We start from the raw sequence: 26,378 nt of genomic DNA on the forward strand, positions 1-26,378 counted from the left end.
CCGCGTATTTCTCGCGGAAAGAGGAAGGGTATATTGGTTGCCCTGACGTTATTTATCCCCTGCTCACTTCAAACATCATGATATCGCTGGTAAATGATCCGTCTGGCTGGATGGCGAAATGCCGCAGCACATCTTCAGAAACCCCTTGTTGAAACGCACGAATAGCCGTAACGAAATGCTCTGGCGTACGCATGCGCGCCACCCAGCTGCTAAATTCCAGATACAACCGATCTGACGTCACCTCTCGAACCTGCAACCCAGATTCTGTTATCAAGCTCAGCCATTCGCCCGGTGCATAATTGCGGACATGTGACGTATCGCGCAGGACTTCAACGGTTTGCAGATAGATATCCAACAAAGGATGCCCTGGTGAGACCACATCCATAAAGATAGCTTTTCCACCCGGCTTCAGCACCCGACGCACTTCGCGCAATGCCTGGCCAACATCATGCCAGTGGTGCGCCGAATAACGGCTGATCACCAGATCAAAGCTGGCATCATCAAACGGCAGTGATTCGGCTACGCCCTGCTGCACCTGGATATTAGTAAAGCCTTTCTCCACTGCGGCCTGGCTTACTACCGCCAACATCTGTACCGATAAGTCGTAAGCCACCACCTGCGCCACTTTTGCCGCAGCCGTAAAACTGGCGTGTCCTGCACCACAGCCCAGATCGAGCAGCCTGGCATCGGCATGGGGTTCCAGCAGCAACCCCAGTCGTTGTAAATCCTTCCCCTGCGCATGGACTGCGCTGGTCAGATAAGCGCTGGCCTGCTCGCCAAACTGACGATCGACCGCATTTTTATGGCTGTTGCTCTTGCTCATATGTGCCCCATTTATTGTATGGCTTACGCCTGTGCCGGATGACTTTTGTTACTATAATCAGCTTAATATACGGGTACAATATGAGCAGTTATCCTAGTATCAGGGGTACCAGTCTATGCAATCAGAAGCCTTATCCGGTCCCAAGGCACTCGGTGCCTTTTTGCGTGCCCACCGTGAGCGTATTACACCGGACATGCTGGGTTTACCCAGCGCACCACGCCGTCGCACCAGCGGCCTGCGCCGTGAAGAGCTGGCGCAAATCAGCGGTATTAGTGCCACGTGGTATACCTGGATTGAACAGGGCCGGGAGGTGTCCATCTCTCCGCATACACTGGCACGCATTGCCAAAGCGCTCCGTTTGGGGCATGCCGAACGCCACTATCTATTTACCCTGGCGCGGGTAGCCGATCCCGAACAAGAACAGCATCAGGAAATGGCTAACAGTGCGGTTTTACAAAGCGTTCATCAGGTAGCGGTGCCTTGCTATCTCCTGGATATCACCTGGAATGTCGCGGCCTGGAATGCGCCCGCGGAAAGCCTGTTCAGCGGCTGGCTGGGCCAAACCAACACGCCCAATCTGCTGCACTTTATGTTTTTCCATCCGTTAGCGAAAACGCTGGTCAGCGACTGGGAAGATCGTGCGCGGCGCGTGGTCGCCGAATTTCGCGCCGAAACCAGCCATCACCAAAATACCGAAGAGATTCGTGCTTTTGTGCGCAATATGACCCACAACAGCGAGGCGTTTAACCACTGGTGGAAACAGCACGATGTCATGGCACGCGAAGGGGGCGAAAGGGGGTTCGAACACCCCCAACGCGGTCCCTTACGCTTTCAGCAACTGACGTTTCATCCTGCGGAAAACAGCGGGCTAAAGCTGGTGATGTTAATCCCTTTGCCGTAACTGGTAACAAATTCATAATCAGGTTTACCTACCATTTATTTATTGCTTCATACAAACGCGCTAGGGTGAGAGTTACCGATGATATCGATCATCCAGTACCGTAATTAATCTCCTTGAGGTAATCCTATGCAATCTGAAGAACAACGCCTTATCGATGGTCTGTTTGGCCGCTTGAAAGATGCCGAGACCAAGACAGGCCAGAGGGATCTCCAGGCAGAGCAGCAAATCAATCAGCACATTCGTGAGCAGCCTTCAGCACCTTATTACATGGCGCAGGCAATGATTATTCAGGAAGCGGCCTTGAAGCAGCTGGACCAGCGGGTAAAAGATCTGGAAAGCCAGATTGCCCAACAACAGCAAAATAGCGCCAACCAGCAAAGCAGCGGCGGTTTCCTGGCCGGCCTGTTTGGCGGCGGTAACCGCAACACGCCAAGCCCGCGTGAGCAATATCAGGCGCAACAGCAGAACAACGCGGCATGGAACAATCAGCCGCAAGCAGGCTACGCTCCACAGCAGCAGCAACCCGCTTATAGCCAGCCACAACAGGCGGCACCTTCACGTGCTGGCGGGTTCCTTGGTGGCGCATTGCAAACTGCAGCCGGCGTAGCGGGAGGGGTGGTGCTCGCCGATATGCTAACCGGCATGTTCCGCCATTCACAGCCGGAAGAGATTGTGAACATTATCGATGAGACACCGGCAACGCCGGTAGATGACAGCGCAATGCGTAACTTCGACGCATCCAATAATCTCGATACCTTTAATAACGGTGGCGACAGCCGTTTCCTCAACCAGGATAACGGGTTCCAGAACGCGGACTATCAAAACGACGATAGTAACGACTTCTCTGATGACGACTACAACGACGACGATTCATTTATCTGATCCATTCCCCCTCTCCACCTGGAGAGGGGGGTGTGTTCCCTTCTCCGCACAGCGGGTCTACAGTTAAACCTGCCTTTTACCGCAGCTGACGAGAAACCATGCCACAGACTCACCCTACCGCTCCTTTTATTAGCGCCCGTCTGCTGATGCGCCCGCCCGTCGCCGACGATTTAGCTCGCTTTTACGCCATTTTTGGCGATCCCGACACGCAACGTTTTAATCCGGCCGGCCCCATTGCCAGCGAGGCGCAGGCGCAGCAGGCGTTGGCTGAACGGATCGAAAATTGGCAGCATCACGGCTACGGCTCTTGGGCTATTGTGCGGCTTGAGCGACCGGAATGGGTCATCGGTTTTGGTGGGATATCCTGGCGGCCGCTGGGCGCGCAGCGCACGGTGAATCTGGGTTATCGTTTTGATACGCAGGTTTGGGGCGGTGGGTTAGCCACAGAACTGGCACAGGCCTCACTCGAATTTGGTTTCGAACATCTACGGCTGGCAGAAATCTCTGCGATTGTGCGTGAAAAAAACCTGGCCTCACGCCGCGTGCTGGAAAAAGCGGGTTTACGTTTGGTCGATACCCTGGATGACGTGCCTGGCGATACGCCAAGCCTGGTTTACAGTATCACAAGCCGTGAATATCAGGGTCGCTAAGCCGGTGGTTCATCGTTGATTTTCGCCAAAACCCGGCGATAGGACTTCACTTTTTGACGCTTCTTCAGCCAGGTCGTGGTGGAGACGATAAAAATCAGCCCTGACATCGTCAAGACCCCCATCGGATGACCGTAAAACACCATCATGGCGAAGTAAATGGCAGAGACAATTGCTACCCATTTCGCCGTATTCCCCACCGCGTTCTTTTCCTGACTTAAACGGCGGAGATGCTCTTCTTCACTGATTCCCATACACGCTCCTTTTCGGCTGAATGCTCCATTATATGCGGCCAGAGTGCTGATATTTCAATCGATTAAAGGGTAAAGAAGCGTAAAGTTCAGCGGGTATAGTCAGAGCGATGATGCAAATAACGCCCCGGCAGATGCTCCCCGGGTAAGGCGGTGCCTTCATTGCGGCCAAACAGCCGGTAGCGGTTGCTGGCCACCAGGTTATAAAACGCATCCGCCAGCCGAGGGGGGAGAAAACGCGCCAGCGCCAGTAACCGAAATGGCCAACCAAGCTGGCGCATTGCCTGAAAAAAAGCTGCCGATCTTAGCCAGTACTGCCCTTGTTCAAGATACACAATGGAGTCAATACGGTCGGTCGGTAAGCCCAACCCGCCTAAGATGGCTTGCCCTTCCGCAGATTGCACCGTAGCCAGCAGGATCTTGCCCTGCCGATCCGCACGGATCAAAAATCTCACCAGTCCGTGGCACAGGTTGCATTCGCCATCGAATAACAACACCCGATCATCAGGTTGGAGATAAGGGGGGAGCGTTAATAGATTCATCCTGCCTCCTGAGGAAAACCTCCTCAGACTACCCTGCATTCCCCCTCAGAGCTAGCCGGTCCGTTTAAGGCGCGAGGGGCACGGGTGGCGTATCTGGCAAGGCAACGACAGAAACACGGACTTCATAATGTTTGGCGCTACTTGCCGGGATCACCGCAGTGAGCTTATTGATGGTTTCGGTTGGGTTATCGCTGGCAGACGTCGCGCAGAACAGTTCCCCTCCGTGACAGAAACCCGGTTTAGGCATATGTCCGCCCGGGAACGGGGGTAAGCGGAAACCTTGTTCTGCCAGCGGTGGGGCATTTTTCTCTGCCGGTGCCGGAGCGGAAAGCGCGCTAACGCTAAACAGCGTCACAGCAGCCAGAAAAGGCAGTGTCAGTACGTTAATTGCATTTTTCATGTCATGTCCTCATTTGCCGGGATTGGGCTTAACCTACCCCGCCCCCGGCCAATGAGAAAGCCGCTTTTCACGACCTTTTCACCCCGATGATCTTTGCTTACATCCCGCCGCTAACGTGATGAAAATTTAAGGATTATGTAAAGAATCATCGGTTTTTCTTTCTCGCGGGATTACTTGCCTTTGGTCAGCGTGCTGTAGCTGGTCATCAGGTTGCGGTAATCAGGAATATGGTTGGAGAACAAGGCCCCCAGCCCTTCCACATCATTGCGCCAGTCGCGGTGCAGTTCACAGGCGACGCCGAACCAGGTCATCAGCTGCGCACCTTCGGCTTCCATACGGCTCCACGCCGATTGACGCGTCAGTTCGTTGAAGGTGCCGGACGCATCGGTAACCACAAACACCTCAAAACCTTCGCTGAGGGCCGACAGCGCCGGGAAAGCTACGCAGACTTCGGTGACGACACCGGCGATGATCAGCTGCTTACGGCCGGTGGCTTTCACTGCGTTGACGAAATCCTCGTTATCCCAGGCATTAATCTGGCCAGGGCGCGGAATAAAGGGGGCATCGGGGAATTGAGCCTTTAGCTCAGGCACCAGCGGACCGTTAGGGCCATCTTCGAAACTGGTGGTCAGAATGGTTGGCAGGTTGAAATACTTCGCTAAATCACCCAGCGCCAGTACGTTATTTTTAAAACGATCGGGATCGATATCGCGTACAAGAGAAAGCAGCCCTGCCTGATGATCCACCAGCAAAACGACGGCCTGATCCTTATCGAGGCGTTTGTAGTTTGCAGTCATGGTTTACTCCTTTTGGGATTGATTATCGCGGTTAAAAGTTGCCTTTGACCGACAGGCCAAAGCGCAGAGGTTACCTAAGTGTAGAACCCGATCCGGAGATCACTTTCCGGATCGGTTCTGAGATGCTTATTGCGGGCTGGCGTCATGTTCTGCCGTCATGCTGCCAAACTTGCCACCGTTGAAGTCACGGAAAGCCTGCTGGATCTCCGCGTCGCTGTTCATCACGAACGGGCCATAACCTACGATAGGCTCGTCGATTGGCTCGCCACTCAACACCAGCAAAGCAACATCGTTATTGGCTTCGATAGTGATCGTATCGCCCGCACGATCAAACCTGACCATTTGGGTTTCACGTACCACTTCCTCGCCGTTAACGTGAACAGCACCGTGCAATATCACCAGCGCCAGCGTATGGCCTTCTTTTACCGTCAACGTGGTGGTATGGCCTGCATTTAACTTCATGTCCCAAACGTTGAGCGGGCTGAAGGTGCGTGCCGGGCCGTCGTGACCGTCAAAGTTGCCGGCAATTACGCGAATTTGCCCTGCCCCATCCGCCAGCGGAACGACCGGAATATCGGCATTCAGCAGCGTCTGGTAACCCGGCTCGGCCATTTTGTCTTTGGCTGGCAGGTTCACCCACAGCTGCACCATTTCCATGGTGCCGCCATTGCGCGAGAAATTCCGTGAATGGAATTCTTCGTGCAAGATGCCCGAAGCAGCGGTCATCCACTGAACATCGCCGGGGCCAATCACCCCGCCGCTACCGGTAGAATCACGGTGCTCCACTTCCCCCTGGTACACGATGGTGACCGTTTCAAACCCGCGATGCGGATGTTGACCGACGCCACGCGTGCCGGAGGCAGAACGGAACTTGGTGGGCGCGGCATGATCCAACAGCAGGAACGGGCTCATTTCCGCCCCCAGATCGTTATAGGAGAACAGCGAATTCACCAGGAAACCGTTGCCGACCCAGTGGGCTTCAGGGCTGTTGTAAATACCGAGGATTTTTTTCATCTTGAACTCCTGTTTCAGGTCTCACGACCTTACGTTGATGCCAGAAGTTTAATCCAGCCCACTTTGCTGCAGTAGTCGTCAAGATGTACACTCAGCGTTCTATATATAGGACGATAAGGACAGGCGATGTTCACCGATTTAAACGATCTGTTTTATTTCGCCAGCGTGGTCGATCATCAGGGGTTCGCCCCCGCCAGCCGCGCGCTGGGCATACCGAAGTCAAAATTGAGCCGCCGCGTAGCATTACTGGAAGAACGCTTAAACGTGCGCCTTATTCAACGCTCAACGCGGCGTTTTTCCGTCACCGACGTGGGCCTGAATTACTACACGCACTGTAAGGCGATGCTGGTTGAAGCCGATGCAGCGCAACAGGCTATTGAACAAACCCGCGCTGAGCCATGCGGCACCGTGCGCATGTCTTGCCCGGTAGCCATCCTGCATACCCGGGTCGGCAGCATGGTCGCGGCTTTTATGGCCGATTACCCGAAAGTCACTGTGCACCTGGAGGCCACCAACCGCCGGGTTGACGTGGTCGGTGAAGGATTGGATCTGGCGATTCGCGTGCGGCCGCCACCGTTGGAAGACAGCGATCTGGTGCTGAAAATTTTGGCACAGCGAACCTGGTGTATCGCCGCCAGCCCTGCGCTGGTGAGAACCCTTGGCCCAGTACAACGACCGGAGGAATTGCGTAAATACCCCACGCTGGATCTCGGGCCGGCACGTGCGCAGCACCTGTGGCAGTTGACCGGGCCCGACGGTGAAAAAATGGAATGGGAGCATAGGCCACGGCTGGTCACCGACGACATGCTGATGCTGCGAACCGCCGCAATTGCAGGGGCCGGGATTGTACAGCTGCCGTCTATGATGATGCGCGACGACATGTTGCGTGGCGAACTGGTACAGCTGTTGCCCGGTTGGCAGCCCCAGGGCGGCGTGGTGCATGCGGTCTTCCCATCACGCCGCGGACTGCTACCGGCGGTGCGGCTTCTGCTCGATTATCTGGCGCAGCAGTTCGCCACCCTCGAAGAAGAGTGATCAGGCCGTAATTTCTATGGCATTACCATCAGGGTCGCGGATGACTGCCTCGTAAAATCCATCACCGGTCTGGCGCGGCGCTGCCAGCAGGATCCCCTCTTGCTGCGCGCGCTGCGCCAACCGATCGACCAGGCCTTCGTCGCCGACCGACAGAGCTATATGCGCCCAACCCACACGCTCATTAGCCTGTTCCGCCGGCAATAATTCTGGCAGGCCCATAATTTCCAGCGTCGGACCGGTGGCCAGGCGAACAAAGCGGGACACAAATCCCGGGCGGTTGCGGCTAACATACAGCTCCCCGGCATCGCCGTTGAAATAACGCTGCCAAAATGCCACTTGTGCATCAATATCGCGGGTCCACAGTGCAACATGGGCTATTTGCATTTCACTCTCCCGTAATTGAAGGGTTGTACACGACTTTGCCGCCGCTGTGAGTCACTTGCTGCTCAAGCTGCGGATGTCGACCGGGCGGCGTGACCAAATAATCAACCCGGCTGGCGGCCAGAAAAGGATAAGGGGCGTAGGTATTGAGTTTGTCGTCGGTGCACAACACCGCCACGTTACCAGAACGCGTCAACAAACGTTTCTTGAACTGGGCATCCTGATAGTTCATCGCCGAAAAACCGCTGGTGGGGTCATAGGCACAGATGCCGGTAAACGCCAGATCGAAATGGAAACCGTCAATGTCCTGCACCGCTTTGGCGTCCACACAACCGCCAATATCCGCGTCCAGTTCACCGCCAATCAAAATAGTGCGGATCCCCGGTTGCTCCAGCATTTTACTGGCGATACTCAGTGCATTGGTCACCACGGTCAGCCGTTGGTCGCGCGGCAACAGCTCAGCCAGATAAAGGTGGGTGCTGCCGGCATCCAGGAAAATAACCTGCCCTTCTTTGATCAGCTCAAGCGCAGCCAGCGCCAATGCCTGTTTCTCATTACTGCTCAAATGTAGCCGCGCGCTTATAGGCCCGGTTGCTGGCGTGGGGGCCAGCGCGCCGCCATAAATGCGTTTGCACAAGTTTTGCGCCGCCAACTGGCGTAGATCGCGTCGAATGGTCGCTTCAGTCGTATTCAGGCGTTCCGCCATGTCAACGGCCAGCACGCGCCCCTGTTGCTGTAATGCAGTGAGGATAACCTCATGGCGTTGATTGGGTAACAGCTTGGACATTCTGTCTCTCAATGGCAAATAAGCGATCATAAATGTACACAAACGTACAAAAACGTACAAATGTTTTATGTCTTGCATCGACGAGTCAGGACTAAGCTAGACTGAGGTTCTACGTCACAGATAAAGGAATATTGATGACTTCTGCCGTGCTTTATACGCTGTTCCCCGCCGCAGCTACCCTTGTTGGTGCCGCCGTAGCGCTTTATCGCCGCCCTGGCGATGCGACCATGCGCATCATTCATCACTTTACCGCCGGTATTGTGTTTGCCGCCGCGGCGACCGAAATCCTGCCTGATCTCAAGCAACAATCACCCTGGGCGGTTCTGCTCGGGGGCAGCGTTGGCGTGTTGCTGATGCTGTTGGTCAGGCGCTTGGGGGAACGTGCTCAGGGGCCGGTTGGCTTTGTGGCCGCGGTCGGCATAGATATATTTATTGATGGCTTGGTTTTGGGGATCGCCTTTGCCGCCGGTGCAAAAGCCGGTTTTTTATTGACCCTGGCGCTCACGCTGGAAGTGTTATTTCTGGGATTATCGATCGTCGGGGACCTGCGTGATTTCCTCGGCAAACGGATAAGAGCCATGTTGGCAGTCGCCGGTCTGGCACTGTTGCTCCCCATCGGCGGGATGTTGGGTGCCCCCATTGCCACTCTGGGTGCCTTTTGGCTAACGGCATTTCTGGCCTTCGGCCTGATTGCCTTGCTCTATTTGGTCACGGAAGAACTGCTGGTCGAAGCACATGAAGGGGGTAAAGACACGCCGCTGACTACCGCTATGTTCTTTGCCGGTTTTTTATTGTTGTTACTGCTGGAAGAAGGGATGGGATGACTGCGCAATAATTTCATAGGGCAGAACAACTCACCTCGAACGATTTGGCTATACTGAGGCAAGCAACGTTACCGCAGAACGTAACGGCTTGGGCGCGAAGGAAAAAGATGCTGTCAAAAATTGCGAAGTGGCTATTTCAATTACCGGGCAGGCTGTTCGGAGGGGTTTTCAAGAATCGCCTGACAATATTTATCTTCTTTATGCTGATAGCTGCCGGGCTCTTCAGCGCTAAACGCTATCTGCGTGCGCATCAAAACGACGATGAGTTTATCAGCATTACCGCCACTGATTACAATCGGGCTATCCAGCGTGAATTGCCACTGCGAGAGGCGCGCGAGCAATGCGGTGGCCCGCTGCATGACAATGCGGGGCAGCCCTGGCCACCGTCAGCCGGTTACTTGCATCAACCGGAACACAAAACCACTGGCCGCTTGCAGCAACTGACGTTGGACAACCAAAACAACGATTTTGCCGTGCTGGTCAAACTGGAAACCCCCGGGGAACCACAACAACTGGCCGAGGTATTTATTCCCGCCGCAGGCAGCTTCAATATCAAAACCAATCCGGCCGGTGAATATGTGATGAAAATCAGAAATATCAAAAGCGGCTGTAACTTCCGCTCCAAGCCCTTCACCCTCAGCAGCCATCAAGACTGGCGCCTGCCGTTAAATACGCAAACGGGCGGCAGCGTGAAGCTGCAGCCCATCAGCGATCGTGAGTTTTAACCGAGGTACTTATTTCTTCACGGGATGATCGCGGCGGAACAACTCCCAGCTTTCAATTTCCTGGCCGTTAGGCAGGGTACAGGTGGAATACTGGCCATTGGCATTTTGCTTGGCGTTTAATTTCCCACCTATCTCTGTGCAATACACGTCTGCCGGGTTCGCCATACCGATAGGTTTCATCTGCGGCGGCGGTGGCGCGTCGTTGGATTTCATCGTGCACCCCTGTAGCATCGCCATCCCAGCCAGCAGGGAGACCATTAGCATTTTTTTCATTTCTTCTCTTACCACTCCCGGCCCCAGTCAAACAGCAGTTAGCCCGTTTACACTATGGCGGGAAGAATTGGAAACGGCGGCAGCCTAGGCATACCGCCGTTTATGCCATCAGGAAATAAAGGACGCGCCCTGCTTCAGAACCAGATCACAGGCTTTCTGTTTCACTTTTTCGGTGATTTGCGACGTTCCCAGGCTGTTCAGATCCAGGCTCTTGCCTTCGCCTGTTTTCAGCAAACCGCCCAGCCCTTGCTGGTAGTCCTGGCTTTTGGCATTTTCAGTGCTGCTGATACCCAGCTTGCTCAGCAGTTGGTTTTTCACTGCCTCGGTTCCATTGGCTGACAATACGTTATTTTTCACACAGTACTGCAAAATACCGGCGGCGTTAGTCATGCTGCTGGAACTCAAGGCTTTATCGCCACCGTTCAACAGACCGGTCAATGAAGACAGCGAAGTGCCGCCCGTGCTGCCACCTGATTTGCTTAGCTCACCGGCTGCGCTGCTGAGAGAATCCATCAGCCCGGCAGCCTGAGCTGCCCCGCAAGCCATAGTCGTGGTCAATGTCAGCGCCAACAGTAAACGATGCTTGGTATTCATGGGGTAAAACTCCTGTTTATCTCGCCATCCCTTCGTCTTTCCCGTTTTCTCTGGGATTCGGGAAATCTGCTGGGCATATCATGTGCAATAAGCGCAATGCGCCGGATCACCTCTTCGGACGCCACCTCCCGCGACAAGTTCCTTTTATCTGGCAATGCCGCGGTTTTTTCAGAATTCAGGTAATTTTCTGGTGGGAGAATGTACAAACAGGATGATAGAGAACGGCAGACCGAATGGCCCGCCGGTAATCAGAACTGCCAACGCAGCCAAGCGAAAAACACGTTGCCGTTATTGTAGGTACCAGGGATATAGGTCGCCTGGAAGGTCAATCGTTTATAACCGATAGATGCCAGCGGCAAAGGAGCCGGGATCGGAATGTATTTCCAGTTGTCGCGCGCAGTGACACTGGCCGTAAAGCCCAGACCCAGACGGAAATCCTTGTCATCGAGTGGACGCCAGATCTTCTCATAAGCGTAACCACCGATCGGTTCCCACTTATTGAACGAATCCTTAAACACCATCATATAGAGGCCGTGCCAGTCACCGTCGCTATCATAACGCGAGATACCATAGCCACCGCCCCAAGGCCGCTCGTTGTACGAGTCGATTTTTTCTTGGCTGTAGGTCAAACGGTTGTGCCAGGTGATGGCCGGCAGATAGATATCTTTATTGGGTGAGTTGTTCCAGGTCTCTGCCACGTTATCCGTGAAGCGCTGCCATAACCCCGGCTTTTCAGCCTGCGTAGCGTTGCTATTTTCTGCACCAACCTCAGCGTAAGAAGGTAGTGCAGAAAATATCAACGACATTGAGCAAGCTAACATTGTCCGTTTAAAAAACATCATAAACTCCTGTAAAAAATAAGGCCGGCGATTCTTACCGATCGCCACATCAAGATCAAGCTGTATCTTATTTACCCAACCTGTTTCTTACCCCTCGTTTTCCTTTGGTTAAGTTTAGTTGCCGCAAATGACAAAAGCCCGGCGTTGCGATCCGGGTCGCACAGGCTACTGCGCACCCAAGGCAGCGTCTGTCGGAATATTCCGCAATAGCGGCGATTCGCAGGAGCGACAGACAGCACACCAGCATGCGAGATAACTTCTTTTCTACGCTGAGCGTAGCAAAATGTTTACTGGCACCCGGCAACCGAATGTAACAGCGATCACGTTTTTGGTTGCTGCCGAAACCCCGCCTCACAGGCGATCCAACCCCGATGAGGCTTTGCCTGCGCAATGACAGTGTAAATGTCCAGTTACATACCACAGTAGAGAATGGCCGAACCCATAATTTTCAAGTTACAACTGGCGACGTAACCCACAGGTAAAGTACCGGACGTTCATCCCCCCCTGCATGATCTGGCTAGAGAAGCCGGATTTTACATCTCCATTACATTCAATGAAAAATACCATCCGCAATATCCACACTCTTTATAGTGAATGTTCAGCGCGTAAACCCGCGAATACAATCGACCGATCTCCCATACCTCTGCACCAACTTGAACAAGCCGACAGTTTAAATAATTGTTAAAGCTGATGAGCGCCCCCGGTTTGAAACGGGTGACGCATTATTTCACTGTTCGCTACACAACATCGCCAGCAATATTTTTTGCTGCTCTCTGCCTGATAAAAGAAAGATAAAAAATCCGGAGAAACACATGAAAATCACTATTGGAGCTTTCATCCTGCAACAGCTCCGCACCCTGAACATCGATCGTATTTATGGCGTGCCCGGCGACTATAATCTGGCGCTGCTGGAATTGATCGAGCAGGATAGTCATCTTGAGTTTGTCGGTAACTGTAATGAATTGAATGCGTCCTACGCGGCCGACGGTTATGCGCGGCTAAAAGGCGCAGGAGCACTGATCACTACCTACGGCGTCGGCGATCTGGCCGCGCTGTCCGGCATTGCCGGCGCTTACGCCGAATCTGCACCGGTAGTTTGCCTGTCCGGTACACCGCCACTGCACGCGATGAAAAACCATCTGCTGTTGCACCATACGCTGGCGGACGGTAATTTTGATAACGTCATGAACTGCTTTAAACAATTTACCGTTGCCCAAGCGCTCATCACGCCTGAAAATGCCGCAGTGGAAATTCCTCGCGTTATTTCCCGCGCCTGGACGGAAAAGAAACCGGTTTATTTGCAATTGCCTTCTGATATTTGTGATGTAGAAATTGAAATCGCTCAGGCTGTCACCGCGCCGCAATTACCCCCAAGCGACAAATATAATGTGCAGTTGGCCGCTATGGCGCTGTTGGCACGGATAAAACTCGCGAAAAAACCGATTATTCTGGTCGACCAAATGGTAGACCGTTTCCAGTTACAGCAATTAGTGATCGACGTCGCTCATAAATTCGCGATTCCACTGACCAATATGCCAACGGCAAAATGCATTATTCCTGAAACCACGCCAGGTTGGATGGGCGGGTATAGCGGTAATTTGTCGCGCCCTGAGCTGTATGAACACATGGCGCATGCCGACTGCGTATTGAGCTTCGGCGTGCGTCTGGTAGATTCCACGACCGGCTATTTCTCGCATCGGATCCCGTCCGACGCGCAAATTGATATTCAGCCGTTTTCACTGAATCTGGGCAACACCTCCTACCCGGCAGTCGCTGCGGCAGATCTGTTACAGGCATTGCTGGCACTGGGTGAAAACGTGGCAGACCACCACCCGGCACCGTTGCCTGAAGCACGCCATCGGTTGGCTACACCGAGCGAAACGCCGATCGACCAGGCTTATTTATGGCAACGTATACAGCGTTTTATTCGAGCCGATGACGTGGTTGTGGTCGAGAATGGCACCTCGGGTGCCGCGATTGGTGGCATGCGTATGCCGGACGGCGTTCAAGTGGTCAATCAGCCGATCTGGGGATCGATCGGGTACACACTGCCGGCACTGTTGGGTACCATGATGGCCGCACCGGATCGGCGGCACCTGTTGTTTATCGGTGACGGTTCTTTCCAACTCACCGCTCAGGAAGTTTCCACCCTGCTGCGCTATGATCAAAAGCCGATTATCTTCCTGATCAATAACGACGGTTACACCATCGAACGCTACATTCTGGGGGAAAACTCGTCGTATAACGACATCGGGCCGTGGGACTACGCCAAACTGCCAGCGGTACTCAACACCCAAGCAACGCCGTTCAGCGTGTCAGTTGAAACCACCCAACAGTTGGAATTAGCGTTGGAGCACGCCTCACGGCAAGATCGGTTGGCATTTATCGAAGTGAAGGTGCCCATGATGGACACCCCGCCCGTGATGAAAGAATTCTGCAACCGCTGCAATAACTTTAACTTCGGCCTGACCAATCCACGCCGCGCATAACGGCGCCCAGCCCGCCGTTGCTCAGGTAACGGCGGCCTTTCCCAGCGCTTGCACTACCTGCCGCTGCAACGTCTGCAGCAGCGGCTGTTGCCGCTTGGCCCCCAGACGCAGTGCATGTGCTACCGCCGGTAATGGCAGCATCTGATCAAAGGCCGTTTCAATCTGTACTCGCCGATCGATAGACTGCTGGCTGAGTAACCCAACCCCCATTCCTGCAGAGATGGCAGCCAGCATCCCCGCCACCGATGGGCACTCCACCGACACCTTATAAGCGATCCCCGCGGCCCTTAGGCGCTCTTCAGCCAATCGACGGTAAAAACAATCCGGCCCGTAACTGACCAGCTTTAGGTTATCTCCTGGCTGATAACGCCAGCCGGGTGGCACACACCAATGAATAGGTTCCGTCGCCAACACGATATCTTTTGCACTCAGTGCATCACAAAACTGCTGATGCAGTACCAGGTCTAACGTCCCATGATCCAGCGCGTTTCGCAGCACATGACTTTGCTCAATCACCAACTGTATATCAACCTGCGGATGCTCATGAGTAAATGCCGCCAACAAGGCCGCCAACTGGGGCAACGACATCTGTTCTGTGGCACCAAAACGCACCGTCCCCTGCAATAAAGAAGGGGAAAAATGCGCCAACGCCCGATCGTGAGCATGCAAAATTTGCCGCCCATGCGACAACAGCGCCTCGCCATCCACAGTCGCGGTCAAGATACTGCCCTGACGATCGACCAGAGTCCGGCCCAACTGCTCTTCCAGCCGTTTGATTTTCCAGCTCACCGCCGACTGGCTGAGATTTAGCTGTTGTGACGCACGCGTCATGCTGCCGGTGTCGATAACACTTTGCAGTGCCCGCAATGCATCAATAGATAAGCGCTGGTTCATAGGCCTGATCATGACAAAAATTGGATTTAACTACCATAACTTGTCATTAGCGTCATGGAAAGACGATGGGTATGGTTTATGTACAAGGCCAAAACGGGAGGAGCTTCATGAATGGCTTAGCATCTTTGCTTAATCAGCAGGTTATCATCAATGGTCATCGTATTGCTGCCGGCGTACATGGCGTGGGCGAACCTTTGGTACTGGTGCATGGCACCCCTGCCCACTCGATAATCTGGCGGGATCTGCTGCCCCGATTGACATCGGCAGGCTTCAACGTCCATATCTACGATTTGCTGGGCTACGGTGCCTCGGAACGTCCATTGTCAGCAGATACCTCAATTGCCGCACAAGCGGAATTACTGATCGGCCTATTGGACCATTGGCAACTGGCGTCCACCCACGTGTTTGGCCACGATATTGGCGGTGCATTGTCGCTACGCGCAGCTTTTAGTCACGCCGGGCGTTTTCGCTCGCTGAGCATTGCGGATATTTGCAGCTATGATTCCTGGCCTTCGCCTAGCTGGCGCGGCATCCGTGATAACTATCGTCAGTATGCCGTCTTGGACGCATCGCAACATGCGCAAATCCTAACGCGACAGCTGGAAATGGCGGTGTTCAATAAATCCCAGATGACGGGAACGCTATTACAACAGTATCTGGCGCCTATCGTCGGCGTGGTCGGCCAACCCGCATTTTATCAACATCAAATCGCCCATTACGACGCCCGCTATACTGATGATTTCGCACTGCGCTTGCCGGAACTACGTTTGCCGGTGCAAATTCTGTGGGGGGAAAACGACGAATGGCAGCCGGTCAGTTACGCTTACCGTTTACATGGCGACATTCCCGGAGCCAGGCTGCAGGTAATCCCGCAGGCGGGGCATTTTCTCATGGAGGATGCACCGGAAACCCTAGCTCAACAGCTGGTCGCATTTATTCATTCACTTTAAACCGGGCGAATAGGCTCAGGAGTACATGATGCAATTGATAGGCATGCTGGATTCACCCTACGTGCGCCGGGTCGCCATTTGTTTAAAATTATTGGGGATCGCGTTTGAGCACCATGCCATTTCAGTCTTTAGCGGCTTCGATCGGTTTAAAGCCATTAACCCGGTAGTGAAAGCCCCGACGCTGGTGCTGGCCGACGATCAAATCCTGATGGATTCTTCCTTGATCCTGGAATACGCCTCAAGCATCGCCCCCACAGGGAAGATCTTGCTGCCGACCCAGGGTGCAGAGCGGCTACGTGCCCTACAGCTCAACGGCTTGGCACTGGCGGCCTGCGAAAAAACGGTGCAAATCGTTTATGAACAGCAACTTCGCCCGCAAGAAAAACAGCACCAGCCTTGGCTGGATCGTATTCAGAACCAACTGCTGGCCGCCTATGCCGAACTCGAAAAGCAGTTGCCACAGGCCGCAATGCCTGACTCGATGGGCAGCGCAGAGGTCAGCGTGGCTGTTGCCTGGAGCTTCACCCAACTCATGCTGCCCGGGCAGATAAGCGCCGAACAACACCCTGCATTGGCGGCATTTTCCGCCAATGCAGAAAAACACCCGGCATTTGTCAGTACTCCGCAGGTTTAACCCGCTGAAGCGCGCGTCATGCAGCGCTGATGCCGCTCATCCACCCGCTTGGCGAACCAGGCGGTGGTCAACTTACGGGTGATTTTCGGGCTTTCCAGTTGAATACCCGGCAGCATTTCCCGCGGTAATTTCTTGCCCGTGCTTTTCTCCGCCAAGGCATAGACCCGCTCATACAGGTCAGTGTCAGAAAACTCGAACCTATCGCCCTTTTCCAGCGCCCGACGAATCGCCGAATCACTCATATTCAGCCGTTTGCCGAGGGTGCGCACTGCCAGCTCAGTGGTGCCGGGTTTATCCGTACCGTAGTTGATCAAATCGCCATCCAACGCCAACGGAATGCCCGTCGTTCGGCTGACTGCACTCTGGAACGCCGCGTTGCGGCTGGCGTACCAACCGGCATTGAAGTCGGCGAAGCGGTAAATCGGCTGACTGTAGTTAGCGGGGTAGCCCAACAAATGGGCGATCCCAAAATACATGCCACCACGGCGGCTGAACACTTCACGGCGAAGGGTACCGTCAATCGGATACGGGTAGCCTTTGGCATGCGCTTCGGCGAAGGCAACGCTCACCTGCATCGGCCCAGCGGTATGTACCGGATTCAGGTTACCAAACAGCGTTTGGCCCATCGGCACCGAATTGATCATGTCATCAAAAATATCGCTAAGATCTTTCTCGGTACGTACCTTATCCAGACGTTCGCTATAGCTCTTACCGTTCGGTGATTTGATCAACAAAGCGGTATGCACCAGGAAATTCGGAATATGCAGCTGATCAGCACGGCGGTCGATCTCTTTCCAGGCAATTTTTGGTAGCCCCGGTACCGGCGGATTTGCCTGGAAGGTCGACTCCTGCTCGGTGACCGCCAGAACCGAACATAGGTTTTGAACGCTAGGTTCAATGCCCTGCGCAGCAAAAGCGGCAGTGATGTCGGTGGCCCACCCTTGACGATCGGCCGTATTGGCCGGCATCAGCCTTACCAGTTGGGCTTTAACGTCTTCCGGGCGTTGTACCGGTGTCGTTGTCGTAGTCTTAGTGGTACAACCGACCAGCACCATCAGCGCAGCCAGGCTCAATGGACGCAAAGTCATCGGGTTGATAAAACGGCGAATAAGCATCTTTTCCCTGATCGTTTTAGCATAAACTGCACTGACGTTAGCCCAGCGGAGGGCCGTGATCCAGTTTAAATATGCCCTCGGCTATCAGAACCAGGCTATGACAGGACATTAATCGTAAAGGAATAGCGTAATGATTGAACTCATAGACATGAGCCAACAGGACTTCGAGCGTTATCGCGTTCATGGGATCGAAGAATATGCCCAGGATTTGGCGCGTTCGTTGTCGTTGAGCCAGGAGCAAGCCCGAATAGAGGCCACAACATCCTACAACGATGCGCTCCCCAATGGGTTGGCAACACCACACCATCGACTGGTTTGCGCTCGCTTAAGTGGGTCTACGGAAAAGATAGCCATCGTCTGGTACAGCATTAAACAACGCACCTTCGGCAGGCAGCTGTTTGTCTACGATTTTGAAGTGGATACTGCCTGGCGGGGCAAAGGCTATGGTGAGAAAATCCTTAGCGCCGTGTTGAATGCCGGACGAGCTGCCGGTGCAGAATATGCCGAGCTGGCAGTTTTCGACGACAATCCGACGGCGGCCCGTCTGTATACTCGGCTCGGCTTTAAGGCCGTCAACACACGAATGCATCGTAAACTCTAAATCACGCCTTTGATGATATCAGGCATGTTCAAAGCCCCCATAAACATGTATTTTATATGCAACATATAAAATCATTCTATTCGCCCGCCCTGTGCGGCAATACAGAACCTGAGGAGAGATGCATGACCGAGCTGCTGCGTTATAAAACCCTGCCGGAATGGAACAGCACCACGCTGCCAGAGAGTTTCCAGCAAAAGCACAACACCCAAAGTGGCACCTGGGCCAAACTCACCCTCCTGAGCGGCACACTGACCTTCGCGCTCATGACCGAAGAGGGCGAAACCACCGAAACCTGGCAGTTTAGCCCCGAAAGCCAACCGCCGTTTATCGAACCGCAGCAATGGCATCGCATCGTTTCATTTTCCGATGACATGACCTGCCAACTGGCGTTCTATTGTTCGCCTGAAGATTACTACCACAAGAAGCATCAACTGACGCGCACCCATTCCGAAGTGATTGAGGCCGCGCAACGTATCGCGCCCGGTAAAACGCTGGATCTGGGCTGTGGCGGCGGACGCAACTCGCTCTACCTCAACCTGAAAGGCTTCGATGTCACTGCCTGGGATAAACACACTCCCTCTATTGATAATCTCAACGCCATTATCGACAGCGAAGGCCTGTCACATATTCGCGCCAGCGTGCAAGATCTCAATACACACGGCTTCAGCGGTGAGTACGACTTTATTCTTTCCACCGTGGTATTGATGTTCCTCAACCCGGCGCAGATCCCCGCACTGGTGAAAAACATGCAGGACAGCACTGTCAGTGGCGGTTACAACCTGATCGTCGCGGCGATGGATACCCCAGACTACCCTTGCACTCTGCCCTTCCCGTTCACCTTTAAGCCAGGTGAATTGAACAATTATTACGCTGGCTGGGACGTGCTTAAATACAACGAAGACGTTGGCCAACTGCACAAAACTGATGCTGCCGGCAACCGTATTTCTTTGCGTTTCGCCACGCTACTGGCACGCAAGCCCTAACATTCCTGTACTCCCCGTCCAACGGGCTCGTGCCTGCCTGCGCCGAAATGCGGCAAACAACATGAAGTTTATTACGTTGCCAACCCGTGGCTGCGGCGTTAGGATCGCGCCCGGCTACGGGTGTAGCCAGTGTAATGAGTTGTCAGTTCCGCGCATGGAGAGGTAATTGTGTTAGAAAGTTTTGGCGTCCTGAATCTTTGGACCTATCTGGTCGGGGTGATTTTCATCATCATTTTGCCAGGCCCGAATACGCTGTACGTTTTAAAAACCGGTGTTACACGTGGCGTACGCGCTGGCTATACCGCCGCTCTGGGCGTGTTTATTGGCGATGCTATCCTGATTTTTTGCGCCTATATTGGCGTGGCCTCACTGATCCGCACGACGCCGTTTCTGTTTACGCTGGTGCGATTTCTCGGTGCGATTTACCTGTTGTTCCTGGGTGCAAAAATTCTCTATGCCACCTTTATCCAGAAAAATGCGGAGCAACATCCCCAGGTTGAAGGCGGCCATAGCATCCTGCGTAAATCACTGACGCTCAGTCTGACCAACCCGAAGGCGATCCTGTTTTATGTTTCGTTCTTCGTGCAGTTCATCGACTTTGACTATGCCCACACCGGCCTGTCGTTCACCATTTTGGCGTTGATCCTCGAATCGGTCAGTTTTATTTACATGACTACGCTGATCTTCAGCGGCGCCATGCTGGCACACTTCTTTAATCACAAGAAAGGTCTGGCAAAACTGGGTAACGGTCTGATTGGTCTGTTGTTCCTGGGTTTCGCTACCCGCCTGGCAACCCTCAGTTCCTAGCCTCGCTCACAACGGCTGACTTGCTCAGCCGTTAGCCCTCCCCCCGTTATGTCACGCAGGACAAACCGATTGTCAGGCAGACCAAAGTCGATCTTCTCAACCTGCTGTAGACTTTCAAGGTTAACGATTTACCCAAAATAATTGGCGTGGTATCAGGGCAGCCCGCGCGCAAATCCCGATGCGCTTACACCAGTCGGTGATTCGGATGAGTGCAGCCAACGCAGGTATCGCGTCAAGAATTAAGGGTACGACCTTTTTTGTCTGACAGGAGGGCGTATGCCTGACAATACCCTAGCAGTGATGGACAACGTTTCACGTTTTCTCGATCGTCATCATGGGCTGTATATCGACGGCCAGTGGTGTGAATCCAGCGCCGAAGGTCGGTTGGCAGTGTATAACCCCGCCGATGGGCAACAAATTTCCTCCACCGCAGACGCCAACGCGCAGGACGTCGCACGCGCCGTCCAATCGGCCCACAACGCGTTTACCTCTGGTGTCTGGGCGCAACGCTTACCCGCAGAGCGCGAACGCATATTATTGCGCTATGCCGATCTGGTTGAGCAACACACTGAAGAGCTGGCACAGCTGGAAACGCTGGAACAAGGCAAGTCGATCAATATTGCCCGTATGTTCGAGGTTGGCTGTACGCTGAACTGGATGCGTTACACCGCCGGGCTGACCACGAAAATCACCGGCCAGACACTCGATGTGTCAATCCCGATGCCGCCGGGTGCCAAATATCAGGTGTATACCCGTAAAGAACCGATTGGCGTGGTCGCCGGTATTGTGCCGTGGAACTTCCCACTGATGATCGCCATGTGGAAAGTGATGCCAGCGCTGGCCGCAGGTTGTTCTATCGTCATCAAACCGTCGGAAACCACCCCGCTTACCGTACTGCGCATGGCAGAACTGGCAACCGAAGCCGGTATTCCGCCAGGCGTATTCAACGTGGTGACCGGTAAAGGCAGCGGTTGTGGCAAAGCGCTGACAGAACACCCGCTGATCGCCAAAGTGAGCTTCACCGGTTCCACGCCCGTTGGCAAAGGGATCGCACGTGCCGCGGCAGATCGTCTGACACGCGTGACCCTCGAACTTGGCGGTAAAAACCCGGCTATCGTGCTGAAAGATGCCGATCCGCAACAGGTCATCGAAGGCCTGATGGCTGGCAGCTTCCTCAATCAGGGTCAGGTGTGCGCCGCCAGTTCGCGAATTTATATTGAAGCGCCGATCTATGACACTCTGGTCGCGGGGTTCGAGCAGGCGGTGAAATCACTGTCTGTTGGGCCGGGAATGGATGCCAGTGCGCAGATCAACCCGTTGGTCTCCAGCGATCACCGCAATAAAGTGGCCGCGTATCTGGATGACGCCAGATCCAAACATGCGGAGCTGATCAGCGGCGCATCCGGGCCAGACTCACAGGGGTTCTATATCCCCCCTACGCTGGTGATTAACCCGGATGACAAGCTGAACCTGACGCGCGAAGAAGTCTTTGGCCCGGTGGTCAATTTGATCCGCGTCGCGGACGCCGAAGAAGCCTTGCAAAAGGCCAACGATACCGACTACGGCTTGACTGCCAGCCTGTGGACCACCAGCCTGCAATCGACCATGGCTTATACGCCGCGCATTCAGGCCGGTACGGTTTGGGTCAACACCCATACGTTGATCGACGCCAATATGCCTTTCGGTGGGTTCAAACAGTCGGGCAGTGGGCGTGATTTTGGCCCGGATTGGCTGGATGCCTATACCGAATCCAAATCAGTGTGTATTCGTTACTGATCGTGCCCCAAAGCATCAGTAGCCCATTTTATGAGGCTACTGATGCTGTTTGCGGTATTCGCTCGGCGAGACGCCAAAACGGCTCTTGAAGGCGGTAGAGAAGTGGCTGTGATCGGTAAAACCCCAGTCATAACCGACAGTCGCCAGCTTTTGTCGTTCCGGTGCACGGCGCAAGGCCTGCGCACACAGATCCAGACGGCGGTGCTTGATATATTGCGCCACCACCAACCCCTGGCGGGAAAACATCCGATACAAACTGCGTACCGATACGCCCAACTCACTGGCAATCCATTCCGGCCGCAACTGCGGCGATTGAATATGCGTATCGATAAACGCCAGCGTTCGGGTGAAGCTGCGAGGGTGGCTATCAACCTCAACCTCGCGATCAACCAACGCCGGGCGTAACAGCGTCGCGACGGCGCTCAGTATCGCTTCGCTCTCTGGGGCGCTCATCAGCGGGTCCTGCATACAACCCAGCACCAGCTGCCGGCTAAGTCGCACTACGCTGCTTTGCGCGTCGAGACGCCGCGCACACTGCACATCGGCCCCGTGCGCCGAGGGTTCGAAATAACTGCGTGGCATCAATAACGAAATTTGGCGGGAATCTTGTTGAAAGGTAAAGCTGCTGGTGCGTGAAGCGTCGATCAAGGTAACGTCGCCGGCGGACAGTACCGCCTGCCGCTCCCCCTGTTCCATCAATGAACTGCCACGCAGTTGAAAGACGGTGAAAAAGTGCGAACCGTCGCTGCGGGAAATCTCTTGAGAGGTACGATACAAGCGGGTGTGAGCGGCATCAACCACACTCAGACGTAGCGCATGGGCGCGGAACTCTTGCATCGCACCGCTAAACCCTGGCCCCAGCGTCTTGGCGCAAAACCGGCCGCAGGCGGAGTTGATTTTCGCCAGCCACTCCTCAAAGCCAACTTCCCTGCTCTGGGCGGAAATTGTCATGGCTTTCCCCTTCAAACATCAGCGATAAACGCTGTCGAACCGCAAGCGGCATTGAACAGAAAACCAACATAACAATCCGATAACATACAATCAATGCCGTGACCGGGATCTGGCGCAGGGATCACATATTGCTCCCACCACACGGGCACAGTCATCAAATTGACACCCAGCCGTCATGTAACCATCACATGACTCGCCAAATATAGAGCTCAGTTTGATGACAGCCACCTTCACACCATGGGTATTCCTAATGAAATTATTACAAAAATCTGCGCTGGCACTGTGTTTGTTCACGGCTGCCGCCCTGCCTGCGTTCAGCGTTTATGCCGCCGAAGATGCACAACCCTTCACAACCTCACAGCAGGTTGATCTGACCCAGATCCTGCCGCCACCGCCGGCCAATGACTCCGTGCAAACCAAACGGGAACTGCAAGAAGTCGTGGATATGCAGCAGAAACGGACGCCGGACATGGCCACGCAGGCCAAGGCAGATGCGGAAGAGAATGTGTGGGTATACAGCAATGTGATGGGGCCGAAATTCAATGCCCAGGCGCTGCCGGTACTGAGTGCTTTCTTTGATCGCGTTGTCGCGACAGAAGCCGCCGTGGTTGATCCCGCCAAAGACTTCTGGAAACGCCCGCGCCCACACATGCTGGACAGCCGCATTGAACCGATCGTAAAACGCTCTACCTCCGGCTCCTGGCCTTCCGGTCACACCACGCTGGGCACGTTGATGGGCATTACGCTGGCCAATATGGTGCCGGAAAAGCGCGCCGAGATCATGGCACGCGCCTGGCAATACGGCGACAACCGCGTGGTTGCCGGTATTCACTATCCGTCGGATATTGAAATGGGTCGGATCGCCGGCAGCGTCATCAGCCAGCAGATCTCACACCAACAAGATTTCCAGCAGCAATACCAGCAGGCCCGCGAAGAACTGCGTCACGCATTGGGCCTGCCTGCCGCAAAATAATGCTTAAGGCTGGGTATCCAGCAAATAGCGAACGACGGCCGCGTACTCTTGTGCGTAGCCGTCGATGCTTTGACTCGACATGCCGGCATTGTCGATCTTGTACTTACCGGAAACGTAAAATGATGGCGTTGCGCGTACATCCAGCGCTTTTACTGCTTCATTCTGCTTGGCAATCATGCCTTTCACCAGCAGGCTGTGGCGCGCATTCTCATAAGCCGCTGCGTCAACACCGGCGGCGGCAAACACCCGCTGAATATCCTCTTCACTGTTGATGGCACGTTTCTTTTGCAGCGCGTCAAACAGCATTCCTTCAATTTTATCCTCAATGCCCATCACCATCGCCACCGACCAGGCTTCGGTCAGTTCATTGCCTAATTTCCCCATCAGGCCAACGTGATACTTGGTCAGTTTGGTGCCCTCAGGCAACGCCTGGCTAACGGTGCTACCCACGTGGTAGGTATCAGCAAACTGGTAGCAAGGGCCGCAATAGAAGGAGAAGAATTCCACGACAGCCGGCGCAGAGGCCACTGGCTTATCCAGACGAGTATATTGTTCGCCTGCACGATAATCCGCCGCGGCAGCAAGGGTCGGAAGTAACAGCACCAGTAATGAACCGGCGATCAATCGATTAATTTTAGCCAACATACCTACTCCATTTCAGATGAGATCATTGTCCCTAACGCCGGTGTTTATAATCAAATTGTCGGCTTAAGGCCAGGCTTTATTACCTTATATTTATGTGGGATTGATGCACATCAAAGCCATAGCCTGGCCTGTCAGTGGCATTCTCCAGCCCAGGAACTATGCTTGAAAGAGGGTGCGAATTGCCGCTGGCGTGCCTGAGTCGAGGTAAAAATGACAGTAATTAATAAAGGTATTGGCGAATATGACTTCACCGCAGAGAAGAGGGACGGTGTGATCACCGGAACCATCAGCGGCGAATTCCCAGACAGCGATGCCAGCCTCCCACTGTTGCCTTTCACCGGTACCTTTTCGGCTACATCGGTCGCAGAAGCCATTGACGATATTACCCGGCAATTCCCTGATATAGAGCCAGCGATTATCGATTTATTACGAGATGAAATGCTCAGCGCCGGATATTAACTCGCGTTATCTCAATGACCGATATCCTCCCGATTAGAATAATCTTACTTACAGAACCTTTTCGGTTTCCCTACCTTTTCCCTATTGCTAACGCCCTTAGCAGAAGATGATACTAACGGCCTCAATCTAAAGTTAAAAGGTTATATTATGCGTCGTATTCTGATGTTCATCAGTGCGCTGACTATTAGCGCCATGCTTTCCGGCTGTATATTCCCGCCACCAGGTGGCGGCGGTGGCGGTGGGCGTGGTGGCCCAGGCGGACCGGGGCATTATTTTAACGGGCCACGTTAAATAACGTTCATATCCTTGGCGCGTGACTTGAATATAAATTTAAGCCTGTAGGTCATCATAATGAAAAAAACACGTCTTATTATTTCATCCGCATTGCTATTAACCTGTGTATCGGTTTTTGCTGCGCCGCCTGCCAATGAATTTAACGGCAAGCCAGTGGTTCATCAGAATAATAAAAAACCTCATGACAATAAAGTACAGCCAAAATCACACCACAATAAAAAACCACTCAGGAAACCGGATAAGAAAGCGTCAGAAAAACGGGTTCAAGCGTTCCACCACGCGCGCAACGATTAATGTCAGTGATTAGGTCAGTCATGGCTAAACGATTCCCCCTACGCATGCGGCAGGGGGAATCGCTTACATCGCTTTAGCGCGCAGGGTATCGCCGCTGCGAATAAAATTGCCGGCGCCCAGATGATGAATAGTATGTAATTGCGGATCTGCGTCGGCAAAGTTCCAGCGGCCCCCCTGAAACACGCGTTCGTCTGCGGCGGCGGCAACCACCTCACCAAAACACGTATCGTATTTCTGTTGGGCACCACGTTCAGGTAACAGGCGACACTCCAACCACGCCACACACCCCTGCTCTATCAAGGGAACGTTCAGCGAAGCGCTGGGGAAGCTGGCAATATTAAAGCGAGAAAACTTGTCTTCCACGTCTTGCCCCGAGATGCTGCCCACCGCATAGGTCGTGTCGATAAACATAGCCGCCGGGATGCAGATGCCAAATACGCCACTCTCTTCGATCATCTGTCGGGAATGCGCATTTTTATCGACCACGATAGCAATCCGTGGCGGGGTAAATTCAACCGGCATCGACCAGGCAGCCGCCATCACATTACGCCGCGCAGCATCCTGGCTTCTGCTGGTAATCAACACCGTCGGGCCATGGTTAAGCAAGCGGCTGGCATGTTCCAGTGCAACGGGACGAAAATGATTCATGGGAGGCCCTTATTGATGTCTTTGGGTAATCAAACAGAAGGTAGTAACGGAGACTGTCTGTGTTTTGCAGTGTAGATCTGCGTTGCCGTGGGGATCAATCACGTTGGCGGCACAGAAGCACGGAATGTGTGCCTGTAATAAGCCTGATGT

General features: G+C 53.9%; 33 protein-coding genes. 17 read left to right on the forward strand and 16 right to left on the reverse strand.

What is annotated here, in order from left to right; all coding sequences use genetic code 11:
* Positions 1 to 52: 52 nt before the first annotated feature.
* Entirely contained in the window at positions 53 to 823 is a 771-nt protein-coding gene (locus AC2FC2_RS11105; protein ID WP_490659214.1) for a class I SAM-dependent methyltransferase, read from the reverse strand.
* Between the two features lie 115 nt (positions 824 to 938).
* On the opposite strand from AC2FC2_RS11105, the gene AC2FC2_RS11110 reads away from it, so the two are divergent.
* From AC2FC2_RS11110 to AC2FC2_RS11120, 3 genes are all read left to right on the forward strand, one after another.
* Positions 939 to 1,724, forward strand: coding sequence for a helix-turn-helix transcriptional regulator (locus AC2FC2_RS11110; RefSeq protein WP_265554692.1), 786 nt, complete (start codon positions 939 to 941; stop codon positions 1,722 to 1,724).
* A gap of 126 nt (positions 1,725 to 1,850) precedes the next feature.
* Positions 1,851 to 2,606, forward strand: coding sequence for a DUF2076 domain-containing protein (locus AC2FC2_RS11115; RefSeq protein WP_209636663.1), 756 nt, complete (start codon positions 1,851 to 1,853; stop codon positions 2,604 to 2,606).
* Between the two features lie 98 nt (positions 2,607 to 2,704).
* On the forward strand, positions 2,705 to 3,256 hold the full coding sequence (locus tag AC2FC2_RS11120; protein WP_265554694.1) for a GNAT family N-acetyltransferase: 552 nt from the start codon (positions 2,705 to 2,707) through the stop codon (positions 3,254 to 3,256).
* Here the strand turns inward: AC2FC2_RS11120 and AC2FC2_RS11125 are convergent.
* The 5 genes from AC2FC2_RS11125 to AC2FC2_RS11145 all read right to left on the reverse strand — a co-directional run bounded on the left by AC2FC2_RS11125 (position 3,253) and on the right by AC2FC2_RS11145 (position 6,257).
* Positions 3,253 to 3,507: an ABC transporter ATP-binding protein gene (locus AC2FC2_RS11125; protein WP_209636667.1), complete on the reverse strand. Its 255-nt coding sequence runs from the start codon at positions 3,505 to 3,507 to the stop codon at positions 3,253 to 3,255. The two genes, AC2FC2_RS11120 and AC2FC2_RS11125, sit on opposite strands and share 4 nt — an antisense overlap.
* Before the next feature lie 86 nt (positions 3,508 to 3,593).
* Entirely contained in the window at positions 3,594 to 4,046 is a 453-nt protein-coding gene (locus AC2FC2_RS11130; protein WP_209636669.1) for a thiol-disulfide oxidoreductase DCC family protein, read from the reverse strand.
* 64 nt (positions 4,047 to 4,110) lie between these two features.
* The gene (locus AC2FC2_RS11135; RefSeq protein WP_209636671.1) at positions 4,111 to 4,446 is read right to left on the reverse strand and encodes a hypothetical protein; all 336 of its coding nucleotides are present in this window, start codon (positions 4,444 to 4,446) and stop codon (positions 4,111 to 4,113) included.
* A 170-nt stretch (positions 4,447 to 4,616) separates the two neighbouring features.
* Positions 4,617 to 5,243 carry an isochorismate family cysteine hydrolase YcaC gene (ycaC, locus tag AC2FC2_RS11140; protein ID WP_209636673.1) on the reverse strand — a complete coding sequence of 209 codons (627 nt, stop codon included), beginning with the start codon at positions 5,241 to 5,243 and terminating at the stop codon, positions 4,617 to 4,619.
* A gap of 126 nt (positions 5,244 to 5,369) precedes the next feature.
* Entirely contained in the window at positions 5,370 to 6,257 is an 888-nt protein-coding gene (locus AC2FC2_RS11145) for a pirin family protein (protein ID WP_265554697.1), read from the reverse strand.
* Positions 6,258 to 6,383: 126 nt separating this feature from the next.
* Here AC2FC2_RS11145 and AC2FC2_RS11150 point away from each other — a divergent pair, with 126 nt between their 5' ends.
* Entirely contained in the window at positions 6,384 to 7,292 is a 909-nt protein-coding gene (locus AC2FC2_RS11150) for a LysR family transcriptional regulator (RefSeq protein WP_209636677.1), read from the forward strand.
* On the opposite strand, the gene AC2FC2_RS11155 is transcribed toward AC2FC2_RS11150, so the two are convergent.
* Entirely contained in the window at positions 7,293 to 7,676 is a 384-nt protein-coding gene (locus tag AC2FC2_RS11155) for a VOC family protein (RefSeq protein ID WP_209636679.1), read from the reverse strand.
* Position 7,677: 1 nt separating this feature from the next.
* Complete coding sequence (locus AC2FC2_RS11160; RefSeq protein WP_490659215.1) at positions 7,678 to 8,460, reverse strand: DeoR/GlpR family DNA-binding transcription regulator; 783 nt, start codon at positions 8,458 to 8,460, stop codon at positions 7,678 to 7,680.
* Between the two features lie 134 nt (positions 8,461 to 8,594).
* Here AC2FC2_RS11160 and AC2FC2_RS11165 point away from each other — a divergent pair, with 134 nt between their 5' ends.
* On the forward strand, positions 8,595 to 9,284 hold the full coding sequence (locus AC2FC2_RS11165; RefSeq protein WP_490659216.1) for a ZIP family metal transporter: 690 nt from the start codon (positions 8,595 to 8,597) through the stop codon (positions 9,282 to 9,284).
* A 107-nt stretch (positions 9,285 to 9,391) separates the two neighbouring features.
* Entirely contained in the window at positions 9,392 to 10,009 is a 618-nt protein-coding gene (locus AC2FC2_RS11170; RefSeq protein WP_209636685.1) for a hypothetical protein, read from the forward strand.
* A gap of 9 nt (positions 10,010 to 10,018) precedes the next feature.
* On the opposite strand, the gene AC2FC2_RS11175 is transcribed toward AC2FC2_RS11170, so the two are convergent.
* The 3 genes from AC2FC2_RS11175 to pagP all read right to left on the reverse strand — a co-directional run bounded on the left by AC2FC2_RS11175 (position 10,019) and on the right by pagP (position 11,718).
* A complete protein-coding gene (locus AC2FC2_RS11175; protein ID WP_209636687.1) occupies positions 10,019 to 10,282 on the reverse strand; it encodes a putative hemolysin in 264 nt (87 codons plus the stop codon).
* 108 nt (positions 10,283 to 10,390) lie between these two features.
* Complete coding sequence (locus AC2FC2_RS11180; protein ID WP_209636689.1) at positions 10,391 to 10,876, reverse strand: YjjA family protein; 486 nt, start codon at positions 10,874 to 10,876, stop codon at positions 10,391 to 10,393.
* Between the two features lie 248 nt (positions 10,877 to 11,124).
* Positions 11,125 to 11,718, reverse strand: a complete 594-nt coding sequence (pagP, locus tag AC2FC2_RS11185; RefSeq protein WP_404760200.1) for a lipid IV(A) palmitoyltransferase PagP — start codon at positions 11,716 to 11,718, stop codon at positions 11,125 to 11,127.
* 809 nt (positions 11,719 to 12,527) lie between these two features.
* On the opposite strand from pagP, the gene AC2FC2_RS11190 reads away from it, so the two are divergent.
* On the forward strand, positions 12,528 to 14,204 hold the full coding sequence (locus AC2FC2_RS11190; RefSeq protein WP_404760201.1) for an alpha-keto acid decarboxylase family protein: 1,677 nt from the start codon (positions 12,528 to 12,530) through the stop codon (positions 14,202 to 14,204).
* Between the two features lie 21 nt (positions 14,205 to 14,225).
* Here AC2FC2_RS11190 and AC2FC2_RS11195 read toward each other — a convergent pair whose 3' ends face one another.
* On the reverse strand, positions 14,226 to 15,098 hold the full coding sequence (locus AC2FC2_RS11195; RefSeq protein WP_490659217.1) for a LysR family transcriptional regulator: 873 nt from the start codon (positions 15,096 to 15,098) through the stop codon (positions 14,226 to 14,228).
* Positions 15,099 to 15,205: 107 nt separating this feature from the next.
* On the opposite strand from AC2FC2_RS11195, the gene AC2FC2_RS11200 reads away from it, so the two are divergent.
* The gene (locus AC2FC2_RS11200; RefSeq protein WP_490659218.1) at positions 15,206 to 16,048 is read left to right on the forward strand and encodes an alpha/beta fold hydrolase; all 843 of its coding nucleotides are present in this window, start codon (positions 15,206 to 15,208) and stop codon (positions 16,046 to 16,048) included.
* 28 nt (positions 16,049 to 16,076) lie between these two features.
* Complete coding sequence (locus AC2FC2_RS11205; protein ID WP_490659249.1) at positions 16,077 to 16,682, forward strand: glutathione S-transferase; 606 nt, start codon at positions 16,077 to 16,079, stop codon at positions 16,680 to 16,682.
* Here the strand turns inward: AC2FC2_RS11205 and AC2FC2_RS11210 are convergent.
* Positions 16,679 to 17,797, reverse strand: coding sequence for a DUF1615 domain-containing protein (locus AC2FC2_RS11210; protein WP_209636697.1), 1,119 nt, complete (start codon positions 17,795 to 17,797; stop codon positions 16,679 to 16,681). The genes AC2FC2_RS11205 and AC2FC2_RS11210 overlap by 4 nt on opposite strands.
* Positions 17,798 to 17,927: 130 nt before the next feature.
* Here AC2FC2_RS11210 and AC2FC2_RS11215 point away from each other — a divergent pair, with 130 nt between their 5' ends.
* The 4 genes from AC2FC2_RS11215 to AC2FC2_RS11230 all read left to right on the forward strand — a co-directional run bounded on the left by AC2FC2_RS11215 (position 17,928) and on the right by AC2FC2_RS11230 (position 21,964).
* Complete coding sequence (locus tag AC2FC2_RS11215; RefSeq protein ID WP_209636699.1) at positions 17,928 to 18,398, forward strand: GNAT family N-acetyltransferase; 471 nt, start codon at positions 17,928 to 17,930, stop codon at positions 18,396 to 18,398.
* A 122-nt stretch (positions 18,399 to 18,520) separates the two neighbouring features.
* Complete coding sequence (gene tehB / locus AC2FC2_RS11220; RefSeq protein WP_490308957.1) at positions 18,521 to 19,381, forward strand: SAM-dependent methyltransferase TehB; 861 nt, start codon at positions 18,521 to 18,523, stop codon at positions 19,379 to 19,381.
* Positions 19,382 to 19,549: 168 nt separating this feature from the next.
* Complete coding sequence (gene leuE / locus AC2FC2_RS11225; RefSeq protein WP_209636703.1) at positions 19,550 to 20,188, forward strand: leucine efflux protein LeuE; 639 nt, start codon at positions 19,550 to 19,552, stop codon at positions 20,186 to 20,188.
* 276 nt (positions 20,189 to 20,464) lie between these two features.
* Positions 20,465 to 21,964, forward strand: a complete 1,500-nt coding sequence (locus AC2FC2_RS11230) for an aldehyde dehydrogenase family protein (RefSeq protein ID WP_209636706.1) — start codon at positions 20,465 to 20,467, stop codon at positions 21,962 to 21,964.
* 36 nt (positions 21,965 to 22,000) lie between these two features.
* On the opposite strand, the gene feaR is transcribed toward AC2FC2_RS11230, so the two are convergent.
* Positions 22,001 to 22,915 (reverse strand): transcriptional regulator FeaR, encoded by a 915-nt coding sequence (feaR, locus tag AC2FC2_RS11235; protein WP_490659219.1) that lies wholly within the window; start codon positions 22,913 to 22,915, stop codon positions 22,001 to 22,003.
* A 250-nt stretch (positions 22,916 to 23,165) separates the two neighbouring features.
* Between feaR and AC2FC2_RS11240 the strand changes: the two genes are divergently transcribed.
* A complete protein-coding gene (locus AC2FC2_RS11240) occupies positions 23,166 to 23,888 on the forward strand; it encodes an acid phosphatase (protein ID WP_265554714.1) in 723 nt (240 codons plus the stop codon).
* 3 nt (positions 23,889 to 23,891) lie between these two features.
* On the opposite strand, the gene AC2FC2_RS11245 is transcribed toward AC2FC2_RS11240, so the two are convergent.
* Positions 23,892 to 24,533: a DsbA family protein gene (locus AC2FC2_RS11245; protein WP_209636712.1), complete on the reverse strand. Its 642-nt coding sequence runs from the start codon at positions 24,531 to 24,533 to the stop codon at positions 23,892 to 23,894.
* Positions 24,534 to 24,743: 210 nt separating this feature from the next.
* Between AC2FC2_RS11245 and AC2FC2_RS11250 the strand changes: the two genes are divergently transcribed.
* From AC2FC2_RS11250 to AC2FC2_RS11260, 3 genes are all read left to right on the forward strand, one after another.
* On the forward strand, positions 24,744 to 24,992 hold the full coding sequence (locus AC2FC2_RS11250; RefSeq protein ID WP_209636714.1) for a hypothetical protein: 249 nt from the start codon (positions 24,744 to 24,746) through the stop codon (positions 24,990 to 24,992).
* A 147-nt stretch (positions 24,993 to 25,139) separates the two neighbouring features.
* Positions 25,140 to 25,283, forward strand: a complete 144-nt coding sequence (locus AC2FC2_RS11255; RefSeq protein WP_209636716.1) for a hypothetical protein — start codon at positions 25,140 to 25,142, stop codon at positions 25,281 to 25,283.
* A 60-nt stretch (positions 25,284 to 25,343) separates the two neighbouring features.
* The gene (locus tag AC2FC2_RS11260) at positions 25,344 to 25,580 is read left to right on the forward strand and encodes a hypothetical protein (RefSeq protein WP_209636718.1); all 237 of its coding nucleotides are present in this window, start codon (positions 25,344 to 25,346) and stop codon (positions 25,578 to 25,580) included.
* A 63-nt stretch (positions 25,581 to 25,643) separates the two neighbouring features.
* On the opposite strand, the gene AC2FC2_RS11265 is transcribed toward AC2FC2_RS11260, so the two are convergent.
* Positions 25,644 to 26,228 carry a flavin reductase family protein gene (locus AC2FC2_RS11265; protein ID WP_490659220.1) on the reverse strand — a complete coding sequence of 195 codons (585 nt, stop codon included), beginning with the start codon at positions 26,226 to 26,228 and terminating at the stop codon, positions 25,644 to 25,646.
* Positions 26,229 to 26,378: the final 150 nt, after the last annotated feature.

Source organism: Serratia sp. CoH_122_TC_1 (genome assembly GCF_058191755.1).

What these genes read in the sequence shown, in the direction of transcription:
- feaR (WP_490659219.1), bottom strand. Translation starts at nt 22,915, where the DNA reads ATGACAATTTCCGCCCAGAGCAGGGAAGTTGGCTTTGAGGAGTGGCTG.
- AC2FC2_RS11230 (WP_209636706.1), top strand. Translation starts at nt 20,465, where the DNA reads ATGCCTGACAATACCCTAGCAGTGATGGACAACGTTTCACGTTTTCTC.
- AC2FC2_RS11195 (WP_490659217.1), bottom strand. Translation starts at nt 15,098, where the DNA reads ATGAACCAGCGCTTATCTATTGATGCATTGCGGGCACTGCAAAGTGTT.
- AC2FC2_RS11200 (WP_490659218.1), top strand. Translation starts at nt 15,206, where the DNA reads ATGAATGGCTTAGCATCTTTGCTTAATCAGCAGGTTATCATCAATGGT.
- AC2FC2_RS11240 (WP_265554714.1), top strand. Translation starts at nt 23,166, where the DNA reads ATGAAATTATTACAAAAATCTGCGCTGGCACTGTGTTTGTTCACGGCT.
- AC2FC2_RS11150 (WP_209636677.1), top strand. Translation starts at nt 6,384, where the DNA reads ATGTTCACCGATTTAAACGATCTGTTTTATTTCGCCAGCGTGGTCGAT.
- AC2FC2_RS11180 (WP_209636689.1), bottom strand. Translation starts at nt 10,876, where the DNA reads ATGAATACCAAGCATCGTTTACTGTTGGCGCTGACATTGACCACGACT.
- AC2FC2_RS11190 (WP_404760201.1), top strand. Translation starts at nt 12,528, where the DNA reads ATGAAAATCACTATTGGAGCTTTCATCCTGCAACAGCTCCGCACCCTG.
- AC2FC2_RS11170 (WP_209636685.1), top strand. Translation starts at nt 9,392, where the DNA reads ATGCTGTCAAAAATTGCGAAGTGGCTATTTCAATTACCGGGCAGGCTG.
- AC2FC2_RS11105 (WP_490659214.1), bottom strand. Translation starts at nt 823, where the DNA reads ATGAGCAAGAGCAACAGCCATAAAAATGCGGTCGATCGTCAGTTTGGC.
- AC2FC2_RS11130 (WP_209636669.1), bottom strand. Translation starts at nt 4,046, where the DNA reads ATGAATCTATTAACGCTCCCCCCTTATCTCCAACCTGATGATCGGGTG.
- AC2FC2_RS11245 (WP_209636712.1), bottom strand. Translation starts at nt 24,533, where the DNA reads ATGTTGGCTAAAATTAATCGATTGATCGCCGGTTCATTACTGGTGCTG.
- AC2FC2_RS11120 (WP_265554694.1), top strand. Translation starts at nt 2,705, where the DNA reads ATGCCACAGACTCACCCTACCGCTCCTTTTATTAGCGCCCGTCTGCTG.
- AC2FC2_RS11165 (WP_490659216.1), top strand. Translation starts at nt 8,595, where the DNA reads ATGACTTCTGCCGTGCTTTATACGCTGTTCCCCGCCGCAGCTACCCTT.
- tehB (WP_490308957.1), top strand. Translation starts at nt 18,521, where the DNA reads ATGACCGAGCTGCTGCGTTATAAAACCCTGCCGGAATGGAACAGCACC.
- AC2FC2_RS11160 (WP_490659215.1), bottom strand. Translation starts at nt 8,460, where the DNA reads ATGTCCAAGCTGTTACCCAATCAACGCCATGAGGTTATCCTCACTGCA.
- AC2FC2_RS11125 (WP_209636667.1), bottom strand. Translation starts at nt 3,507, where the DNA reads ATGGGAATCAGTGAAGAAGAGCATCTCCGCCGTTTAAGTCAGGAAAAG.
- AC2FC2_RS11210 (WP_209636697.1), bottom strand. Translation starts at nt 17,797, where the DNA reads ATGCTTATTCGCCGTTTTATCAACCCGATGACTTTGCGTCCATTGAGC.
- AC2FC2_RS11260 (WP_209636718.1), top strand. Translation starts at nt 25,344, where the DNA reads ATGAAAAAAACACGTCTTATTATTTCATCCGCATTGCTATTAACCTGT.
- AC2FC2_RS11135 (WP_209636671.1), bottom strand. Translation starts at nt 4,446, where the DNA reads ATGAAAAATGCAATTAACGTACTGACACTGCCTTTTCTGGCTGCTGTG.
- pagP (WP_404760200.1), bottom strand. Translation starts at nt 11,718, where the DNA reads ATGATGTTTTTTAAACGGACAATGTTAGCTTGCTCAATGTCGTTGATA.
- AC2FC2_RS11215 (WP_209636699.1), top strand. Translation starts at nt 17,928, where the DNA reads ATGATTGAACTCATAGACATGAGCCAACAGGACTTCGAGCGTTATCGC.
- AC2FC2_RS11175 (WP_209636687.1), bottom strand. Translation starts at nt 10,282, where the DNA reads ATGAAAAAAATGCTAATGGTCTCCCTGCTGGCTGGGATGGCGATGCTA.
- AC2FC2_RS11145 (WP_265554697.1), bottom strand. Translation starts at nt 6,257, where the DNA reads ATGAAAAAAATCCTCGGTATTTACAACAGCCCTGAAGCCCACTGGGTC.
- ycaC (WP_209636673.1), bottom strand. Translation starts at nt 5,243, where the DNA reads ATGACTGCAAACTACAAACGCCTCGATAAGGATCAGGCCGTCGTTTTG.
- AC2FC2_RS11250 (WP_209636714.1), top strand. Translation starts at nt 24,744, where the DNA reads ATGACAGTAATTAATAAAGGTATTGGCGAATATGACTTCACCGCAGAG.
- AC2FC2_RS11255 (WP_209636716.1), top strand. Translation starts at nt 25,140, where the DNA reads ATGCGTCGTATTCTGATGTTCATCAGTGCGCTGACTATTAGCGCCATG.
- AC2FC2_RS11265 (WP_490659220.1), bottom strand. Translation starts at nt 26,228, where the DNA reads ATGAATCATTTTCGTCCCGTTGCACTGGAACATGCCAGCCGCTTGCTT.
- AC2FC2_RS11115 (WP_209636663.1), top strand. Translation starts at nt 1,851, where the DNA reads ATGCAATCTGAAGAACAACGCCTTATCGATGGTCTGTTTGGCCGCTTG.
- AC2FC2_RS11155 (WP_209636679.1), bottom strand. Translation starts at nt 7,676, where the DNA reads ATGCAAATAGCCCATGTTGCACTGTGGACCCGCGATATTGATGCACAA.
- AC2FC2_RS11110 (WP_265554692.1), top strand. Translation starts at nt 939, where the DNA reads ATGCAATCAGAAGCCTTATCCGGTCCCAAGGCACTCGGTGCCTTTTTG.
- AC2FC2_RS11205 (WP_490659249.1), top strand. Translation starts at nt 16,077, where the DNA reads ATGCAATTGATAGGCATGCTGGATTCACCCTACGTGCGCCGGGTCGCC.